Here is an 18,595-nt window from a genome sequence, read left to right as displayed (position 1 = left end):
ACCAGTCAACAGGAGCAGATCAGTGTCAGATTCAGCAGGGATTCCCGAGGGCCGGCGAGTAGCCGTGATTGGCAGCGGTGTGGCGGGACTGACCGCCGCGTACGTCCTGAACGGGCAGGACACCGTGACCCTCTTCGAAGCCGACTCCAGGCTCGGCGGCCACGCCCACACCCACGACGTGCCGCAGGCCGGCGGGCCCGTGCTGGAGATCGACACCGGCTTCATCGTCCACAACGAACGGACCTACCCCACCCTGCTGCGGCTCTTCGCAGAGCTGGGCATCGAGACCCAGGACTCGGAAATGAGCATGTCCGTCCGCTGCGACGGCTGCGGGCTGGAATACGCGGGCGCACGGGCCAAGGGCCGCGGCCTCCTTCCCCGCCCGTCCACCCTGCTGCGCGGACGCTACCTGCTGATGCTGCTGGAGGTGATGCGTTTCTACCGCAGGGCCCGCGCCCTGCTCGCCGAGGCGACCCCCGCCGGGGATCACACAGCAGGGAAGAACACTGCGGAGCCGGAGCTGACTCTGGGTGAGTTCCTGGCGCGGGAGAAGTTCAGCGGCTACTTCGTCTCGCATTTCATGACGCCGGTCGTCAGCGCCGTCTGGTCCTGCGACCCCACCACCGCGCTGGCCTACCCGGCCCGCTACCTCTTCACCTTCCTCGGCCACCACGGCCTGCTCGGCGTCTCGGGCTCACCGCAGTGGCGGACCGTCACCGGCGGGTCACGCACGTACGTGGACAAGCTCGCCGCCACACTGCCGGACATCCGCCTCTCCAGCCCGGTCACCGGAGTGCGCCGCCACGGGCAGGGTGTGGAACTGACCATCACGCGCGGCGACGGCAGCGCCGGCACGGAAACCTTCGACGCCGTCGTGATCGCCACCCACCCGGCCCAGGCGCTGGGCATGCTCACCGACGCCTCGGCTGCCGAACGGGACGCGCTCGGCGGAATGCCGTACTCGGTCAACCACACCGTCTTCCACCGCGACGCGGCCGTCCTGCCGTCCAGCGACAACGCCAAGGCGTCCTGGAACTACCGGCTGCCCTCCTGCGACGCCCGGCCGGACAAGGTCCTGGTCAGCTACGACATGACCCGGCTGCAGCGGCTGGCGCCCGCGGACGGCGGCCGCTACATCGTCAGCCTGGGTGAATCCGAGCTGATCGCGGACAACACCGTGATCGAGCGCCTGGTCTACGAGCACCCGCAGTACACCCCGGACTCCCTCCAGGCCCAGCAGCGGATCCTCGCACTCGGCGACGAGCGGCTGGCCTTCGCCGGCGCCTACCACGGCTGGGGCTTCCACGAGGACGGCGCCCTTTCCGGGGTCCGGGCCGCGGCGCGGCTCGGACGCGAGTGGGACGACGCCGGCATTGCGCTTGATACTGTCTCCCTAGACCCGGACCTGCAGACCGTTCCCGCGGAGGGCTCATGAGCGCCACTGCTGCCATCTACCGCACCTCCATCGCGCATGTGCGGCGCACCCCGCTGACGAACGCCTTCACCTACCGCAGCTACAGCTGGTATGTCGACGTCGACCGGCTGCCCGCGCTGCCCCGCATGCTCCGCCCGCTCGCCGGCTTCAGCGTCGCGGACCACCTCGGCGATCCGGACGGCACGCTCCGCGGCAACGTCGAGGCGTTCCTGGCGACCCGGGGGATTGACCTCGACGGCGGCCGGATCACAATGCTCGCCAGCGCCCGTGTGTTCGGGCACGTGTTCAATCCACTGAGTCTGTTCTGGTGCCACAACGCCGCCGGGGAGCTGCGCTGCGTCCTCGCCGAGGTCCACAACACCTACGGCGAACGGCACTGCTATCTCCTCGAAACGGACGACGCCGGACGGGCCAGCGTCCCCAAGGCGTTCTACGTCTCACCCTTCAACGACGTCGAGGGCCGGTACCGGATGAAACTCCCGGAACCCGGTGAACGGCTCGCCGTCTCGATCGTCCTCGAGCGCGAGGGGCAGCAGCCCTTCATCGCCAGCGTGGACGGCGAACGTCGGGACGCTACCGTGCGGAACATCCTCGCCACGGCGCTCGCGGTCCCGCTGGCACCCCTGCGCGTCTCGGTGCAGATCCGCTGGCAGGGAATTAAGCTTTGGGCACGCCGGCTGCCCATCATCAAACGACCACACCACCCTTCACAGGAGGCAGTTCAGTGACTATGACCGAAGCGACCGGATCCGGCGCTGCGCGCCGGGCCAATGAGGCCGCAGCCCCCTACACCGTTCCGCAGCCGCCCGCGGTGGTCGACGCCGGCATCTGGCCCAGCATCGCCGCCGTCCCCTCCGGCCTGAAGGTCGCGGTGGCCGGCCGCGTTGCCGAGGCCATCTTCAAAGCCGCGGTCCGCCACCTGCCGCTGGAGGTCCGCTACCCGGACGGCACCGTCCTGGGCAAAGCGGCCAAACCCGGGCAGACCCACCCCGTCATGACCATGAACCGTCCCGGGGCGTTCGCGGCCAGGCTCGGCGACGGCGGGCTGATCGGACTGGGTGAGTCGTTCATGGCCGGGGACTGGGACGCCGACGACCTCACCGCCGTTATGGAGGTCTTTGCCGCCCGGGTGGGCACGCTGGTGCCCGAGCCGCTGCAGAAACTCCGTGCGCTCTACCTGCCGCGCCAGCCGCGGAAGGAACGCAACACCGAGCAGAACACCCGATCAAACATCTCCCGGCACTACGACCTCTCCAACGAACTCTTCGCCACGTTCCTGGATGAGACCATGACCTACTCCAGCGCGATCTTCCCGGAGTCCGGCGAGGCGCTGAAAGCCGTCGCCTGGAACGGCCTGGCCGCCGCGCAGCAGGCCAAGATCGACCGCCTGCTGGACAAGGCCGGCGTCGGAGCCGGCACCCGGGTGCTGGAAATCGGCACCGGCTGGGGCGAGCTGGCCCTCCGGGCCGCCCAGCGCGGCGCCACTGTCTACTCGGTCACGCTTTCCAGCGAGCAGCAGGAACTGGCCCGCAAACGCGTCGCCGACGCCGGGTACACCGACGCCGTGACGATCGAGCTCAAGGACTACCGCGCCGTCGAGGGCGAGTACGACGCCGTCGTGTCCGTGGAGATGATCGAGGCCGTGGGCTTCGAGTACTGGGCCACGTACTTCCAGACGATCGAACGGGTCCTGGCCCCCGGCGGAAAGGTCGCCATCCAGGCCATCACCATCGCGCACGACCGGCTGCTGGCGACCCGCTCCAGCTACACCTGGGTGCACAAGTACATCTTCCCGGGCGGCGTCATTCCGTCCGTGCGGGCCATCGAGGAGATCACGGAGAAGCAGACCGGACTGCGGGTGCGTGAACGCCTCGCCCTGGGGGAGCACTACGCGCAGACGCTGCGGCTTTGGGAGGAGCGCTTTATGGCCCGCTCCGCCGAGGTCCAGGGACTGGGCTTCGACGAAATCTTCCAGCGAATGTGGCTGTTCTACCTCTGCTACTCCCGCGCGGGCTTCGAGACCGGCTACCTCGACGTGCAGCACATCGTCCTGGACCGCCGGACAGTGGGCGAGGCCACCAGCGGAGCCGCCGCATGACGCCGCCGCTCGCGGCCCTGATCGAGGAGGTTCTGCGGCCGCTGGCCGGCGGGGAGCTCCCGGTCCGGCTCGTGGTGTGGGACGGCAGCGAAGCCGGACCGTCCGGCGCCCCGGTGGTCCGGCTGAACTCACCGGACGCCATCCGGCGGCTGCTCTGGGCGCCCGGTGAACTCGGCGCCGCCCAGGCCTACGTCACCGGGGAACTGGACGTCGACGGCGACCTCAACTCCGCGCTCGAGCACCTCTGGAAGGTAGTCCGGGACCGGGGTCTCTCCGGCGTCCGCCCCACACCGGCGGTGCTGGCCGGCGCCGCGCGGATTGCCCGCGCCGCCGGGGCGCTTGGGTCGCCGCCCCCGCCGCCGGCCAGCCAGGCCAGGGTCAAGGGGAGGCTGCACAGCCTGATCCGGGACCGCGCCGCGATCAGCCACCACTACGACCTCAATAACGACTTCTACGCGCTGATCCTGGACCCGCAGATGGCCTACTCCAGCGGGTACTGGGCGGATCAGGTAGAGAACGGCAGCTCTTCAGCGAACTACGGGCTGGAGGACGCGCAGCGGGACAAACTGGACCTGGTCTGCCGCAAGATCGGCCTCAAACCGGGGATGCGGCTGCTGGACGTGGGCTGCGGCTGGGGATCGTTGAGCCTGCACGCCGCCCAGCACTATGGCGCCGAGGTCGTCGGCGTCACCCTGTCAGGGGAGCAGAAGGCGTTCATCGACGCCCGCATCCGCGAACGCGGGCTCGAAGGGCACGTGGAGATCCGGATCCAGGACTACCGGGAAATCCCGGACGGGCCGTTCGACGCCGTCGCCTCCCTGGAGATGGGCGAACACGTCGGCCAGCGGAACTACCCCGTCTACGCCGCCGCGCTGTTCCACAACGTCACGCCCGGCGGCCGGGTGCTGGTCCAGCAGATGTCCCGGCGGGGCAGGCACCCCGGCGGCGGACCCTTCATCGAATCCTTCATCGCCCCCGACATGCACATGCGTCCGGTGGGGGAGACGCTGGGCTTCCTGGAGGACGCGGGCCTGGAGATCGAGGGTGTCCAGGGCATGCGCCGGGACTACGTCCGGACCCTTGAGGCCTGGTACGCGAAGTTCGAGGAGAACCATGCGGCCGCCGTCGCGATGATGGGCGAGGAGATCGCCCGGGTCTGGCGGCTCTACCTCGTGGGCGCGCTGCGCAGTTTCGCCGAGCGGCGGATGGGCGTGGAGCAGATCCTCTGCAGCAGGCCGCAGGCCGGCGGGTAGGCGGCGACTGCTGGCCCAAAGCAACAGCTGTTAGGCGCCGCACGCCCGACGAAGGCGGGCACCCCCTGGGTGTCCGCCTTCGGCGTGTTTCCGGACACCACATCCAGTGCTTAACCGCACTCCCGACCCCCTGCGGCCCAGGCCGCGACACGCCGTCCGCCACGCGACACGCAGGGGAGTTAATTGTGCAAAGGTACTCCACAGCCTGTGGATTTCGTCCGGCAAAACGGCGGAAATCCGGACATTTTGAGCCACCCTGCCTGTGGACTGGCGGTGCATTAAATGACATACTTGTAATACATCATCTTGGGGTCCACATCGGGCTCTTGCACTACATGTAGTATCGAAATACAGTTCCAGCGGAGCAGCAGTGCTCGCCAGGCAAGGCCAGTAACGGATCAGGATTCCTGTCCCGGATCGGCCCGCCCGGACTCCTGGCACCAAAGACGCAACAGAGACTCAGCTCAACAGCCGCAGCTCCTAAGCAGTACACATTTCGCAGTACCAAAGACTTCAACAAAGGGGACAGGGACCATGACCGTAACGGTTTACACGAAGCCGGCCTGTGTTCAGTGCAACGCGACATACCGCGCGCTGGATAAGAAGGGCATCACCTATCAGAGCGTCGACATCTCGCAGGATGCGGATGCCCTCGAGCGCCTGAAGGCCCTCGGCTACATGCAGGCCCCGGTTGTCGTCACCGACCAGGACCACTGGTCCGGGTTCCGCCCCGACAAGATCGAAGAACTGGCGCAGGCTTCCGCCGTCGCCGTAGCCTGAACCGCTTCAAACGAAGACACGTCAGATGAGGTGAGCGACTCCATGGCACTGGCAACAGCCGCTACGACGCCGACAGCCGGCGCCGGGCCGGTGACGGCAGACGCCCGGAACTCAGATGCTCCGACCTTGAACGCAGTCCGGACCACCGGCAGCCACCTCATCTACTTCTCCTCCTCCTCGGAGAACACCGCACGCTTCATCAGGAAGCTCGGCGTCGACGCGGCCCGGATCCCGCTCCATGGACGGGAACCCGCGCTCGTGGCCACCGAACCCTACGTGCTGGTGCTTCCCACCTACGGCGGCACCGGGGGAGAAGGATCGGTTCCGAAGCAGGTCATCCGCTTCCTGAACGATCCGCGCAACCGGCAACAACTCCGGGGCGTGATCGGGGCAGGCAACACGAACTTTGGGGACAACTACTGCATGGCCGGCGACATCATCGCCGCGAAATGCCAGGTCCCGCACCTATATCGATTCGAACTCATGGGGACGCCGGAAGACGTCAGCCGAGTACAACAAGGATTGGAACAATTTTGGACACGACTGTCGCAGACACCGAAGTAGCCGTCGAGAAGCACACCGTCCCCGGTGAGAAGCAGGCCATGCCGGCTGCCTTCCAGGGCCTGGGCTACCACGAGCTCAACGCCATGCTGAACCTCTACGGCCCGAACGGGGAGATCCAGTTCGAGGCAGACCGCGAGGCGGCGCACCAGTACTTCCTGCAGCACGTCAACAACAACACCGTGTTCTTCCACGACCTTGAGGAAAAGCTCGACTACCTCGTGAAGAACGAGTACTACGAGCGCGAGACCCTCGACCAGTACACGATGAACTTCATCCGCGAGCTCTACAACCGCGCGTACAAAAAGAAGTTCCGCTTCGAGACGTTCCTCGGCGCGTTCAAGTTCTACACCTCCTACACGCTGAAGACGTTCGACGGAAAGCGCTTCCTGGAGCGCTACGAGGACCGTGTCTGCATGGTGGCCCTGCACCTGGCCCGCGGCGACGAGCAGCTCGCGCTGCAGATGGTCGACGAGATCATCGAAGGCCGCTTCCAGCCGGCCACCCCGACCTTCCTCAACGCCGGCAAGCGCCAGCGCGGCGAGCTGGTCTCCTGCTTCCTGCTCCGCATCGAAGACAACATGGAGTCGATCGGCCGTTCCATCAACTCCGCCCTGCAGCTGTCCAAGCGCGGCGGCGGCGTGGCCTTCGCGCTGACCAACATCCGCGAGGTCGGTGCGCCGATCAAGCAGATCGAGAACCAGTCCTCCGGTGTCATCCCCGTGATGAAGCTCCTCGAGGACAGCTTCTCCTACGCCAACCAGCTCGGTGCCCGCCAGGGCGCCGGAGCGGTGTACCTGCACGCGCACCACCCGGACATCTACCGCTTCCTGGACACCAAGCGCGAGAACGCGGACGAGAAGATCCGCATCAAGACCCTCTCGCTCGGCGTCGTCATCCCGGACATCACCTTCGAGCTGGCCAAGAAGGACGAGGACATGTACCTGTTCTCGCCGTACGACGTCGAAAAGGTCTACGGCATGCCGTTCTCCGACGTCTCGGTCACCGAGAAGTACTACGAGATGGTGGACGATTCCCGGATCAAGAAGACCAAGATCAAGGCGCGCGAGTTCTTCCAGACCCTCGCCGAGATCCAGTTCGAATCCGGTTACCCGTACATCATGTTCGAGGACACCGTGAACCGGGAAAACCCGATTGACGGCAAGATCATCATGTCCAACCTGTGCTCCGAGATCCTCCAGGTCTCCCAGCCCACGACCTACCACGATGACCTGTCCTACGATGCGACCGGCAAGGACATCTCCTGCAACCTGGGTTCGCTGAACATCGCCAAGACCATGGACTCGCCGGACTTCGGCCTGACCATCGAGACGGCCATCCGCTCGCTCTCGGCCGTTTCGGACATGTCCAACATCACCTCGGTGCCGTCCATCGCCCGCGGCAACGACCAGAGCCACGCGATCGGCCTCGGCCAGATGAACCTGCACGGCTACCTGGCCCGCGAGCGGGTCCACTACGGCTCCGAAGAGGGCCTGGACTTCACCAACATCTACTTCTACTCGGTGGTGTTCCACGCGGTCCGCGCCTCCAACCGGCTGGCCATCCAGACCGGCCAGACGTTCGGCGGCTTCGAGAAGTCCAAGTACGCCTCGGGCGAGTTCTTCGACAAGTACACGGACCGGGAATGGGTTCCGCAGACCGCCAAGGTCGTGGAACTGTTCCAGAACATCCACATCCCCACGCAGGATGACTGGCGCGAGCTGAAGGCTTCCGTCATGGAGCACGGCATCTACAACCAGAACCTGCAGGCCGTCCCGCCGACGGGCTCGATCTCCTACATCAACAACTCCACTTCCTCGATCCACCCGGTGGCGTCCAAGATCGAGATCCGCAAGGAAGGCAAGCTGGGCCGCGTGTACTACCCGGCGCCGTACCTGACGAACGACAACCTGGAGTACTACCAGGACGCGTACGAGATCGGCTACGAGAAGGTCATCGACACCTACGCCGCCGCCACGCAGCACGTGGACCAGGGCCTGTCCCTGACGCTGTTCTTCAAGGACACCGCCACCACGCGCGACATCAACAAGGCCCAGATCTACGCCTGGAAGAAGGGCATCAAGACCATCTACTACATCCGTCTCCGCCAGCTCGCGCTGGAAGGGACTGAGGTAGACGGCTGCGTCAGCTGCATGCTGTGACCGATATCGGTTGATATTGCTTGAGTGCGACGGCGGGCGCCCGCCCGCCGTCGTACGCTTTAACTTAAGAACTAACCCAACTTTTAGGGGATGACATGACCGAGAAGGTCAAGCTGCTTAGCCACGTTGAAGCCATTAACTGGAACCGCATCCAGGACGACAAGGACGTGGATGTCTGGAACCGCCTGGTCAACAACTTCTGGCTACCGGAGAAGATCCCGCTGTCCAACGACGTGCAGTCGTGGGCGACACTGACCCCGGACGAGCAGCAGCTCACCATGCGCGTGTTCACCGGGCTGACCCTGCTGGACACCATCCAGGGCACCGTCGGCGCCGTCTCGCTGATTCCGGACGCGATCACCCCCCATGAAGAGGCTGTCTACACGAACATCGCCTTCATGGAGTCCGTGCACGCCAAGAGCTACTCCTCCATCTTCTCCACGCTGGCCTCCACCAAGGAGATCGACGAGGCATTCCGATGGTCCACCGAAAACGTGAACCTGCAGAAGAAGGCCCAGATTGTCATGGACTACTACCAGGGCGACGATCCCCTGAAGCGCAAGGTGGCCTCCACGCTGCTGGAGAGCTTCCTGTTCTACTCCGGCTTCTACCTGCCGATGTACTGGTCATCGCGGGCCAAGCTGACGAACACCGCCGACCTGATCCGCCTGATCATCCGCGACGAGGCCGTGCACGGCTACTACATCGGCTACAAGTTCCAGAAGGGCCTGGAAGGCCTGTCCGAGGAGCGCAAGCAGGAAATCAAGGACTACACCTTCGAGCTGCTCTTCGAGCTGTACGAAAACGAAGTCCAGTACACGCACGACCTCTACGACTCCGTCGGCCTGGCCGAGGACGTCAAGAAGTTCCTCCACTACAACGCCAATAAGGCCCTGATGAACCTCGGCTACGAGGCCATGTTCCCGGCCTCCGTCACCGACGTGAACCCGGCGATCCTGTCGGCGCTGTCGCCGAACGCTGACGAGAACCACGACTTCTTCAGTGGGTCCGGTTCGTCTTATGTCATTGGCAAGGCTGTTAATACTGAGGATGATGACTGGGACTTCTAGTTAGTAGCAGCAGTTGTGGGCTCTTGCCAAGCTTGAGCTGGTAGAAATCCCTAACTGCTGCTGCTGACTGAGCCTAGAACGGAGATGTCGACTTCGTTGGAGGAATGGCACCCTATTTGGAGGAAACGGGCCGTCTAGTTGGAAGTCTTCCAACTTGGTGCCACTAAAGCGGGCCCCGCACGGTAAATCGTGCAGGGCCCGCTTTGTGATCTTTCACCAACTCTCGGTGACGATCGCGACGGGAGTTGGCGCCTGCGCACTTTCTGCAGAAGATCCGACCTCACAGGACTCAAGTATTATTCGTTCCAGTTCTTCGCCACTGCAGGCGCTGCTGCCAGGTCAGTGTGCACGCAGATGGACTGTACGGTTACCGGCACGACCGTACCCTCGACGGATGTGACGGTCCCTTCCGATAGAGCCTGCATCGTTCTGGTGCGCACAGAGTCCGAGCAGCGCTTCTTCAGTCTCCTTTCCACGGACTGGGTATCCGTCTTTGCTGCAGTCGAGGTCGACGTAGAACCCGGGAACGAACGCCACTCCGCCGGACGCAGCGGCCGACTCGTGGGCCGTTCCTGCAAGCCCGTACACGGGGACACCAAACTGCCCTCCGACCTCACAGATAAACGCATGAGTTTCCCATCGGACGCAGCCATGCCGAAAAAGGCCCCGGGAGGTTTGACGTGATCCAGAGGTGTTCCGTGGGCGGTGAAGAAGCCCAGGAGGGCGCGAAACCGGTGATCCCGACGATCTGGAGGATTGCTTCATCGTTGCCGGACGAGTGGATCCCAATGTCCTCCCCGAGGTCTGAGTTAATTGTGATGTTGGAATTCTTGGTGTCCTAGACGGCCGGTGCAGTTCGTCCTTGCAGGGTTGCTTCGGATGCGGCGGCCAGTGCCAGGAGGGCCCGCTCGCCGTAAGGAACGGCCATGAACTCAAGACCGACGGGCAGCCCATCAGCTGTTTGTCCGGCCGGGATGGTAATCGCGGGGAAGAGGAGCTGGGAGGCGATGACGGTGTTCGTCGGATAAGTCAGGCAGGTCCAGCGGTCAGCGAAGATGTCTTCGCGTGTGGGTGCCGGAAGTTTGGCGTCCGGGAAGGCAATGGCGTCCAGCTCGTTCTTGGCCATGATGCCGATGACCTGCCGCTGGAACGCGGTCTGGGCGAGGAGGCGTTCGACGTAGTGGGGATCATCGGTGGGCTGGTCCGGGCCGGCGACGATCGCTTCGAGCAGGTCCAGCTTCTCGTGGTACTGCTTTGTCTCGATCAGATGCCGCATGGAGGGGATCCCCGCAGCGGGGCGGGCACTGACGAAGTCGTTCATGTCCGACTGCGATCGCGTGGTGTAAAGCGACGTGAAGCCGACCTGATCGTCGAGGTTGTCGATGGTGATGTCGATGAGCTCAGCGCCTGCGTCGCTGAGAGCCGAAAGCGCGAGCTCGACGGTCTTGTTGACCTTGGCCCCGTCCGGGTCGGAGCCGTCGCCGAATGCCTGGCGAAGAACTCCGATTCGCTTACCGGAGAGGGTCGCGTTTTGAAGTGCGTCCGCGTAGGGCTTTTCTTGACGTCCAATGACGGCGGCCGCGGTGTAGTCGTCGCCTTCGTCGTAGCCGACCATGACGTCAAGGAGACGGACGGCGTCATCCACTGTCCGGGTCATTGGCCCGGACGTGTCCTGGGGTTTCACCAGTGAAGACATCCCGGCACGGCTAATCAGCCCGGGGGTGACGCGGAGTCCGACGAGGCCGCAGAAGGACGCGGGCAGGCGGATCGAGCCTCCGGTGTCTTCTCCGACTCCTACGAGCGCGAGATTCGCTGCTACGGCTGCTGCGGTTCCGCTGGAGGATCCGCCGGGATCGCGTGTGAGGTCGTAGGGGTTTTTGGTCACCCCGCTGCGGGAGGAGGTCGAGAACCAGGATGTTGCGAAGTCGGGGAGTGTGGTCTTGCCGAGGATGATTGCACCGGCGTCACGGAGTTTTGCGACGGCGGTCGCGTCCTGCTCGGGCTGATAGTCGCCGGATGCGATGCTGCCGAATGTCGTGGGCAGGTCGGCGGTCTCGATCTGGTCCTTGACGACGATGGGTACGCCGTGAAGGGGTCCCACGAGCCGGCCCGTTTCGGCGAGTTCCCGGTCGAGTCGGCGTGCTTCTTCCAGCGCGCTCTGCGAGACGGAAATCAGGGAGTTGAGTTCCGGCCCGGACCGGTCGATTCGTTCAATGCGGTCCAAGTAGGCGCTGACAAGATCCTCTGCGGTAAATTCTCCGCGGACGAAGGCCGCGTGTGCCTGTGCGATGGTCAGCTCTTCGATGGGTCGTTCAATGGCCATTGGTTCACTGTTCCTTAATCGTGGTGTTCGGGGAAGGGTCGAGACGTGAGCCGGAGGGTCGGCAGCCGGACGGGGGCGAGTGCAGCGGTGGTGATCGTACCCTTGATGATCTTCTGGAAGCTGGAGTCAATGTTGACCACGTCAAGTTGCCGCCAGGGTTGTGGGGAAGTTCTGTCAGGGCGGTGACGGTGAATTCTGGAGCTTCAAAGTAGCCCGGGTGGCCTGGCCCGGTCCTGTTCAGCCATGCTGTGCATAGCCCGGCACGGGCGACGCCGTGGATGTCCCACGGATGGACGGCTTCCAGGAGCATTCCGGACGGATCAACCCCGGCCACCGCGGCGGCGTAGTCGTAGGCTGTGCGGGCAGGCTTCCAAACGGGGGCATGTTCGGCTGAGAGCAGCGACTCAAACTTGGCCCGGATCCCTGCCTCGCTGAAAAGCTTTCCGGCGACCCGGGCAGAGCCGTTGCTGAGTGTGATCAGTCGGAAACCGGCAGCGGCGGGAGCCTCGATTCCTTCGGGGACGTCCGGATGTAATCTGAGGCCGGTCATGCCGTTCATGACATGTTCGACCGCTGCCTCACGAGGGCGGTTAACCTCCAGCCCTTGCAGGAGTCCCCGGAGTGCGGCGGCCCTGACGGCGGCGAACGATCCGTTGTCTCCGCTGGCCGTGAGGGCGAAGCCGTCGCGCAGCAGCGTAGCGAACCATAGTTTGGCAAATTGGGCCGGCGCTCCGATCTCGGTGCAGCGTTCCGCCATCGGAGACATGTCAGAAAGGGTCTCGTTGACGTCAGAGACGGTGACTGGCATGGCGCTGGCCATTGGATTCTCCTTGTTATGGAATGCACTCTCCCATCCCACTCTGCCGCCTACCGGGGAGGGAATGCCAGTAGTGCCCGAGCTTCGGGTACAGGGCCGGAATAGCATCTTCCAGCGATTTCGACACCCGGGTCGAATACGCAGCGACCCCTGGCACGTGGTCATCGATGGAAACTTCCCACCTCGGGTGCCTCGACCAGAACCCAACGGTTTCCGCAAGGAGCACGGCGACCACCCAGCGGACAACGAAACGCCTCCGCCTGGCACCCTCAGCAGGCAAGTCTTCCTCCCCTCTCACAGCTCAGGCCCGAGGGACACGGTCAGGGGGCAGGAGGAACCGCACTGCGATCCAGTGCCTCGGCGCGCTGCCGGATGCCCAGGAGCTTTTTTCGCTCCATGATGAACCAGCACGCATCGATCAGCGGCGCGAGCATCCAGAGGATGCCCCTTGTATAGATTCGGATGCGCACCCGGCTTACCAGCCGGGTGACGTCCCTCTCCGGGTGGAGCGCGAAGCACCAGCTGACGCGGCCGGGGACAGGCTCCAGCACCAGGTCCCGTTCCGGCTGGAGGAGCGCAACCGGCCAGTCCGGGCCCTTGCCCAGCGGGATGACGTCTCCGGCGGCAAGCCGCTGGAACTCGGGAAGTATCCTGTCGGCGCTTGGGCCGCTCAGGACCCCAAAGGCCCGGTCAAGGACGTCGTAGCTGTACAGGCCCCCGCGCCCGTCGCCCAGTTGCACAAGCCAGGGCCAGATGCTGCCTGGCCCCGCCTTAGTGGCCACGGCCCTGGTGGTGGTCAGGTATGGGTCCTTCACGAGCTCGTCACCGGGCATTGAACGCAAGCTTTCCTCGGCGCTCGCTCCCCAGCGGAGGTGGAACGGGCGGAGGAAGCGGTGGTAGGCCGCAACCGTGGCCAGGATTAACCCGACAGTGCCGAGAATCTCCGGAAGCAGACGCCGCCCAGCCCATCCGCGTTTTGTGGGCCTGCCGAGAACCCTCCAAAGGGCCGCGGCCAGACGAGATCCGATTCGTTTCTTCGGCGCCATTTTCTGTCCAGCTGTCTAACGCAGAATTTGTGCCCAGACTACGCCGAAGGCACCCTAGCGGCCAGACCTCGACTGGCGGCCGGACCGGGTGCCCGCGCGGGACCTGCGCGAACCGCGGGCGCCGCACACCCCGGCCGGATCAGATGCTTGCCGCCTCGCGGCCCTCCAGACGTCTGGCGAGGAACTCCTCCACCACTTCGGCGAACTCGTCAGGCCGCTCAATCTGCGGCATGTGGCCCGTCTTCGCAAAGACGTGCGAGTCGGCGCGGGGCAGCGCCGCGGTCGCCGACCCCAGATGGCTGTACGGGAGGATGTGGTCGTGGTCGCCCCACACTACGAGCGTTGGAATGTCCGACTCCGCCAGGGCCCCGACGAGGTCCTTCCGCCATGCCGCCCTGATGCCGGAGATCGTTCCGAGGTCGCGGGCGATCTCGAGGACTGTCTGGCGGTGGTTCGCCCGCTGCGACAGTCCGTGTGCGTGGGCGACCCGGGCGTCGGTCACCAACGATTTGTCGTAAAAGACCGCCTGGACGGTGCGGAGCGAGGCTGCCTTGTCGGGACGCATGAGCAGTGCCCCGAGCGGCCTGACCGTGAGAAGGCGCAGGACCAGCGTCACCTCCTGGCCGAATCCGGCGCTGTTGGCCAGAACCAGGGCTGAGACGCGGTGCGGATGGTTGGCAGCGAACTTCATGGCGACGGCGCCTCCGAGCGAATTGCCGATGACGGGAAGCGGCTTGTGCACCCCAAGGGCGTCGAGGACGGCGGGCAGGGCTTCGGCAAGCTTCGCCAAAGTCGCCGGCCCGGGGAGCCGCCCGGAGTACGCGAAGCCGGGCAGGTCAACGCTGTAGACAGTATGGTGCGCCGAGAGACGCTCGTGTTGCTCGCTCCAGTCATCGAGGCTCTGGCCGATGCCGTGCAGCAGCAGCACGGGGTCCCCGCTGCCGGTCTTCCGGTAGCGCAAGCGCGTGCCCGCGACGGTGAGGTGTCCTGTTCCCGGCAGCTCGAGAGGGTCCCGAGGCGCCTCCGCGGCATCCCGTCCAGCCGCAGCCACCCGCTGTCCGCGCCGGCCGAAACGAACGTGGTCCGTCAGTCTGCCGGCCCTGAGCAGGGCGAGGTCGCGCATATAGTTCTGGTGCAGCCGCCACGGCGAGCCGGTGCCCTGCCTGGGCAGTTGGTCGGCACCGCGAAGGATGTAGCCGGCCTTCAGGTCGATCAGGGACGTCAGCTCGGCGTCCGCGACGTCGGTGGGAGCTTTGGGTGTGACCCATTGCAGGTTCCTGCGGTCGAGGTACTTCAGCACCCTGCAGACGTAGCCTGCGACCAGATCCGCCTTCAGGGTCCAGGACGCGTTGGTGTAGCCGACGGTCAGCGCGAAGTTGGGAACGCCGTCGAGCATCATGCCCTTGTAGGTCAGGGTCCTGCCGACGTCCACCGGTTCGCCGTCGACGGTGAGGCTCATCCCGCCAATCACCAGCAGGTTCAGGCCGGTCGCCGTGACGATCACGTCGGCCGGGATCGATCCGCCTGAGACCAGGTCAAGTCCGTCCGGGGTGATCCGTGAGATCTTGTCGGTCACGATGTCCGCGGTACCAGCGCTGATCGCGCGGTAGAGGTCCCCGTTGGGGATGGCGCAGAGCCGCTGGTCCCATGGCTCATACGACGGGGCCAGGTGCGTGTCCACCGGGAAGCCCTCCGGCAGCTTTGCGATGGCCGATTTGCGGAGGAGTGCCTTCATCGTTTCCGGCCGGCGTCGGCTGAGCTGGTACGTGAACATCGAAAAGAGAATGTTCTTGGCCCGTACGACGTCGTACGCCAGTTGCGCCGGCAGCTTGCCTCGGAGACCGTCGGCAAGCTGGTCCCGGGACGGCACGGGGGCGATATAGGTGGGGGAGCGCTGCAGCATGGTGACTTTGGCAGCCGACTTCGCCATCGACGGCACGAGTGTCACAGCCGTGGCCCCGCTTCCGATGATCACCACCTGCTTCCCGTCGTAGTCGAGGTCAGCGGGCCAGTGCTGCGGGTGGACGATCGGTCCGGCAAAGGTGTCGGCGCCTTCGATGTCCGGGGTGAAGCCTTCGTCATAGCGGTAATAGCCTGAGCAGACGGACAGGAACGAGCAGGTAAACGTGACTGACTGCCCCGCGGGCGACCCCGGATCGTCCGGTCGGTATTCGCCGCCGGACGTGCGGACGGCCGTGACGGTCCACAGCGCGGTTTCGCTTGACCACTCGGCCGATACGACCCGGTGATTCAGCCGGATCCGCGATTCAAGACCCTCGTCCGCAACCGTTGCCTCGATGTACTCGCGGATCGAATCCCCGTCGGCGATCGCCTTGGCGCCGGCCCAGGGCCGGAAGGAGTAGCCGAGCGTGTACATGTCGCTATCGGAGCGGATGCCCGGATATCTGAACAGATCCCAGGTGCCCCCCACCGCCCCGCGGGACTCAAGGATCGCAAACGTCCTCCGCGGTAATTCGCGTTTCAACCGACTGGCAAACCCTATGCCGCTCAGCCCGGCCCCGACAATCAACACGTCTATGTGCTCGCTCATCAGGCCAAACTATCGACTTGGTGTCGATAGAGTCAACACGGTGTCGAGAGCTCGGGTTAGGATGGGCGCATTGCTCAACGGGGAAGACGCAGCGCACGGGTCTCGGGCGATGAACGCCAGGACGCGATCCTTATCACCGCGGAGGCGCTCCTGGGCGAGCGGGCCTTCGATGACATATCGATCGAGGAACTGGCCCGGGGCGCCGGCATATCTCGCCCCACCTTCTACTTCTACTTCTCCTCCAAAGATGCGGTGCTGCTGGCCCTCCTGGACCGGGTGATCACCGAGGTGGAACACCGGGTCGGTGGGTTGCCGCGGCATTTCGAGACTGATCCCGCGGGAGCGTGGACCCGATCCATTGGCATGTTCGTCGAGGTGTTCGTGGCCCATCGCGGCGTTGCCACCGCGGCGATCGCAGCGCGCGCCCGGAACGATCAGGTGCGTGCGCTCTGGTCCAAGTCGATGCAGTCCTGGGCCGACTTCTCGACCGACGTCATCCGGTCCGAGCAAGCCCGGGGGGCTGCGCCCAAGGGCATCGACGCCCACGACCTCGCTGTAAGCCTCAACCTCATGAACGAGCGGGTGATCACTGCGGTACTCAACCAGGAGAGTCCCGCCATCGCTGAGTCCCGTGCTCTGGACGTTTTATCAACCATCTGGATCCGCAGTATTTACGGGTCCGTCAACCCCGGCCGGCGTTAACGCCCGCGTCGAAAGGAAACTCGCATGCCCCACATCAAGACGGTGACCGTGCTCGGCGCCGGAGTGCTCGGCTCGCAAATCGCCTACCAGGCCGCCTTCCACGGATTCGCTGTCACGGCCTACGACCTTGACGACGACGCCCTCGGGAAGGCCCGGGCCCGCTTCGCCCGGCTCGCCGGCATCTACCGGGCCGAGAAAGTCGCCGGCGCGGGGGAGGGCAAGGCTGAGGCAGCCCTCGACAGCCTCCGCCTCACCGCCGACCTTGGGGACGCCGTCGCCGACGCAGACCTCGTCATCGAGGCCGTTCCCGAACTGATCGAGCTCAAGCGGGACGTCTACGGCAAGCTCGCGGACCTGGCCCCGGCCAAGTCCATTTTCGCCACGAACTCCTCAACCCTGCTGCCCAGCGACCTCAAAGATTCCACCGGCCGTCCCGACCGCTTCCTCGCCATCCATTACGCCAACAACATCTGGGCGCAGAACATCGCCGAGGTGATGGGCACAGCCGATACCGACCCGGCGGTGTTCAACGCCGTCGTCGAGTTCGCCCGAAACAGCGGGCTGGAGCCGATCGAGATCAAGAAGGAGAAGGCCGGCTACGTGCTGAACTCGCTGCTGGTCCCGCTCCTGAACGCCGCCGCCGGCCTGCTGCTGCAGGGCATCGCCAGCCCGGAAACGATCGACAAAACTTGGCGCATTGCCACCGGAGCGCCGAGCGGACCGTTCCAGATCTACGACGTCGTGGGCCTGGGAACCGCTTACAACATCGCCGCGTCCTCACCAGATGCCGGGTCGCAGGCATTCGCCAAGTACCTGAAGGACAACTACATCGACGAGGGCAAGCTCGGCGTCGCTACGGGTGAAGGCTTCTACACCTACTGAGGCAGAGCAGCGTGAGACTGAAATGCTGGACGCCGGTCAGCCCGGCAGCGGAGCCGGTGAAAAAGATGCGGGCCGCGGCCTTGTCCATTCGTCGGTTCAACAGGTGTGGGGGAGTCTCTGACTGCCGAACCCCTTATTTCTGATCGACGTCCTGGACCGATCGGGACAGCAGGCAGAACTCGTTGCCCTCGGGATCAGCCAGTACCACCCAACTGGCGTCCGGACCCTGGCCCACGTCTTTGCGCTGCGCGCCGAGGCCGAGCAGGCGCTCCAGCTCGTCGGCCGTAGACTCGCCGTCTGCCCGCAGGTCGAAGTGCAGCCGGTTCTTGACGGTCTTGGCCTCGGGCACCGCGATCACATCGATGGAAGGCCGGGTCTCATCCTGCGGAGCGATGCTGATGACGTCACCGTCCTCTTCAACAACACGCCAGCCGAGGACGGCGCACCAGAAGTCGGCCACCACCTTTGGCCTGGTCGCGTCGATGGCAATAGCAGCTAATTGGCTGGACATGGCACCACGATACGCCGTGACGATGGCTCCGGTCCGGCACGTGGTGGGGCCAAGGACTGTTCCCTGGCCCACCCGGCGTTGATAGACCGGGAGATGCCGGCGGGTCCTCGCGTGCATCCGGCAGTACCTGATCACCGAGGGGGAACCGTAATGACTTACCGCTTGCCGAACTGGGTGGTCCGGGCCGGAGCGACCGTCGAAGAAGCACAGGGCACCTACCCAGGCAGCGGGCTCATCGTTGATGGGACCCGCAGTGCGACCATGGCAGTGACCATCGAGGCGCCCCGCTCGCGCGTGTGGTCCTGGTTGGTCCAGAGGGGGGCGGGTGGTACAGCTGGGACCGGCTGGATAACTTCGGCCGCCGCAGCGCGGAGACGATTCACCCCGAGTGGCAGGACACTGCC

16 protein-coding genes are annotated in these 18,595 nt (G+C 65.0%); 10 read left to right on the top strand and 6 right to left on the bottom strand.

Annotation, left to right across the window (positions count from 1 at the left end):
- Positions 1 to 22: 22 nt before the first annotated feature.
- From ABIB29_RS06205 to nrdF, 8 genes are all read left to right on the top strand, one after another.
- Positions 23 to 1,435: an NAD(P)/FAD-dependent oxidoreductase gene (locus tag ABIB29_RS06205; RefSeq protein ID WP_354171004.1), complete on the top strand. Its 1,413-nt coding sequence runs from the start codon at positions 23 to 25 to the stop codon at positions 1,433 to 1,435.
- The gene (locus tag ABIB29_RS06200) at positions 1,432 to 2,163 is read left to right on the top strand and encodes a DUF1365 domain-containing protein (RefSeq protein WP_354171002.1); all 732 of its coding nucleotides are present in this window, start codon (positions 1,432 to 1,434) and stop codon (positions 2,161 to 2,163) included. The genes ABIB29_RS06205 and ABIB29_RS06200 overlap by 4 nt, the downstream gene beginning before the upstream one ends.
- A 2-nt stretch (positions 2,164 to 2,165) precedes the next feature.
- Positions 2,166 to 3,533 carry a class I SAM-dependent methyltransferase gene (locus ABIB29_RS06195; protein WP_502915567.1) on the top strand — a complete coding sequence of 456 codons (1,368 nt, stop codon included), beginning with the start codon at positions 2,166 to 2,168 and terminating at the stop codon, positions 3,531 to 3,533.
- The gene (locus ABIB29_RS06190) at positions 3,530 to 4,786 is read left to right on the top strand and encodes a class I SAM-dependent methyltransferase (protein WP_354170999.1); all 1,257 of its coding nucleotides are present in this window, start codon (positions 3,530 to 3,532) and stop codon (positions 4,784 to 4,786) included. Before ABIB29_RS06195 ends, ABIB29_RS06190 begins: the two co-directional genes overlap by 4 nt.
- Positions 4,787 to 5,320: 534 nt before the next feature.
- A complete protein-coding gene (gene nrdH, locus ABIB29_RS06185; RefSeq protein ID WP_056429759.1) occupies positions 5,321 to 5,566 on the top strand; it encodes a glutaredoxin-like protein NrdH in 246 nt (81 codons plus the stop codon).
- A 42-nt stretch (positions 5,567 to 5,608) separates the two neighbouring features.
- Positions 5,609 to 6,130, top strand: a complete 522-nt coding sequence (gene nrdI / locus ABIB29_RS06180) for a class Ib ribonucleoside-diphosphate reductase assembly flavoprotein NrdI (RefSeq protein WP_354170997.1) — start codon at positions 5,609 to 5,611, stop codon at positions 6,128 to 6,130.
- Positions 6,131 to 6,168: 38 nt separating this feature from the next.
- On the top strand, positions 6,169 to 8,289 hold the full coding sequence (nrdE, locus tag ABIB29_RS06175) for a class 1b ribonucleoside-diphosphate reductase subunit alpha (RefSeq protein ID WP_354171111.1): 2,121 nt from the start codon (positions 6,169 to 6,171) through the stop codon (positions 8,287 to 8,289).
- Between the two features lie 95 nt (positions 8,290 to 8,384).
- Positions 8,385 to 9,359, top strand: coding sequence for a class 1b ribonucleoside-diphosphate reductase subunit beta (nrdF, locus tag ABIB29_RS06170; protein ID WP_024368367.1), 975 nt, complete (start codon positions 8,385 to 8,387; stop codon positions 9,357 to 9,359).
- Positions 9,360 to 9,655: 296 nt separating this feature from the next.
- Here nrdF and ABIB29_RS06165 read toward each other — a convergent pair whose 3' ends face one another.
- The 5 genes from ABIB29_RS06165 to ABIB29_RS06145 all read right to left on the bottom strand — a co-directional run bounded on the left by ABIB29_RS06165 (position 9,656) and on the right by ABIB29_RS06145 (position 16,096).
- Positions 9,656 to 10,078, bottom strand: coding sequence for a LamB/YcsF family protein (locus tag ABIB29_RS06165; RefSeq protein WP_354171110.1), 423 nt, complete (start codon positions 10,076 to 10,078; stop codon positions 9,656 to 9,658).
- Between the two features lie 119 nt (positions 10,079 to 10,197).
- Positions 10,198 to 11,682 (bottom strand): amidase, encoded by a 1,485-nt coding sequence (locus ABIB29_RS06160; protein ID WP_354170995.1) that lies wholly within the window; start codon positions 11,680 to 11,682, stop codon positions 10,198 to 10,200.
- Positions 11,683 to 11,686: 4 nt separating this feature from the next.
- Entirely contained in the window at positions 11,687 to 12,502 is an 816-nt protein-coding gene (locus ABIB29_RS06155) for a haloacid dehalogenase type II (RefSeq protein ID WP_354170993.1), read from the bottom strand.
- A 317-nt stretch (positions 12,503 to 12,819) separates the two neighbouring features.
- Positions 12,820 to 13,332: an SRPBCC family protein gene (locus tag ABIB29_RS06150; RefSeq protein WP_354170991.1), complete on the bottom strand. Its 513-nt coding sequence runs from the start codon at positions 13,330 to 13,332 to the stop codon at positions 12,820 to 12,822.
- 352 nt (positions 13,333 to 13,684) lie between these two features.
- Entirely contained in the window at positions 13,685 to 16,096 is a 2,412-nt protein-coding gene (locus tag ABIB29_RS06145) for an alpha/beta fold hydrolase (protein WP_354170989.1), read from the bottom strand.
- Between the two features lie 69 nt (positions 16,097 to 16,165).
- On the opposite strand from ABIB29_RS06145, the gene ABIB29_RS06140 reads away from it, so the two are divergent.
- Both ABIB29_RS06140 and ABIB29_RS06135 read left to right on the top strand, forming a co-directional pair.
- The gene (locus ABIB29_RS06140; RefSeq protein ID WP_354171108.1) at positions 16,166 to 16,798 is read left to right on the top strand and encodes a TetR/AcrR family transcriptional regulator; all 633 of its coding nucleotides are present in this window, start codon (positions 16,166 to 16,168) and stop codon (positions 16,796 to 16,798) included.
- Between the two features lie 24 nt (positions 16,799 to 16,822).
- On the top strand, positions 16,823 to 17,680 hold the full coding sequence (locus ABIB29_RS06135; protein ID WP_354170987.1) for a 3-hydroxyacyl-CoA dehydrogenase: 858 nt from the start codon (positions 16,823 to 16,825) through the stop codon (positions 17,678 to 17,680).
- Between the two features lie 133 nt (positions 17,681 to 17,813).
- Here the strand turns inward: ABIB29_RS06135 and ABIB29_RS06130 are convergent, their stop codons facing one another.
- The gene (locus ABIB29_RS06130) at positions 17,814 to 18,191 is read right to left on the bottom strand and encodes a VOC family protein (RefSeq protein WP_354170985.1); all 378 of its coding nucleotides are present in this window, start codon (positions 18,189 to 18,191) and stop codon (positions 17,814 to 17,816) included.
- Positions 18,192 to 18,595 lie beyond the last annotated feature (404 nt).

The sequence above is a fragment of the Arthrobacter sp. UYEF36 genome, from assembly GCF_040547025.1.
Lineage (GTDB): Bacteria > Actinomycetota > Actinomycetes > Actinomycetales > Micrococcaceae > Arthrobacter.
Note: the sequence above shows the minus strand (reverse complement) of the source record. Positions and strands in the feature narration are given on the sequence as shown.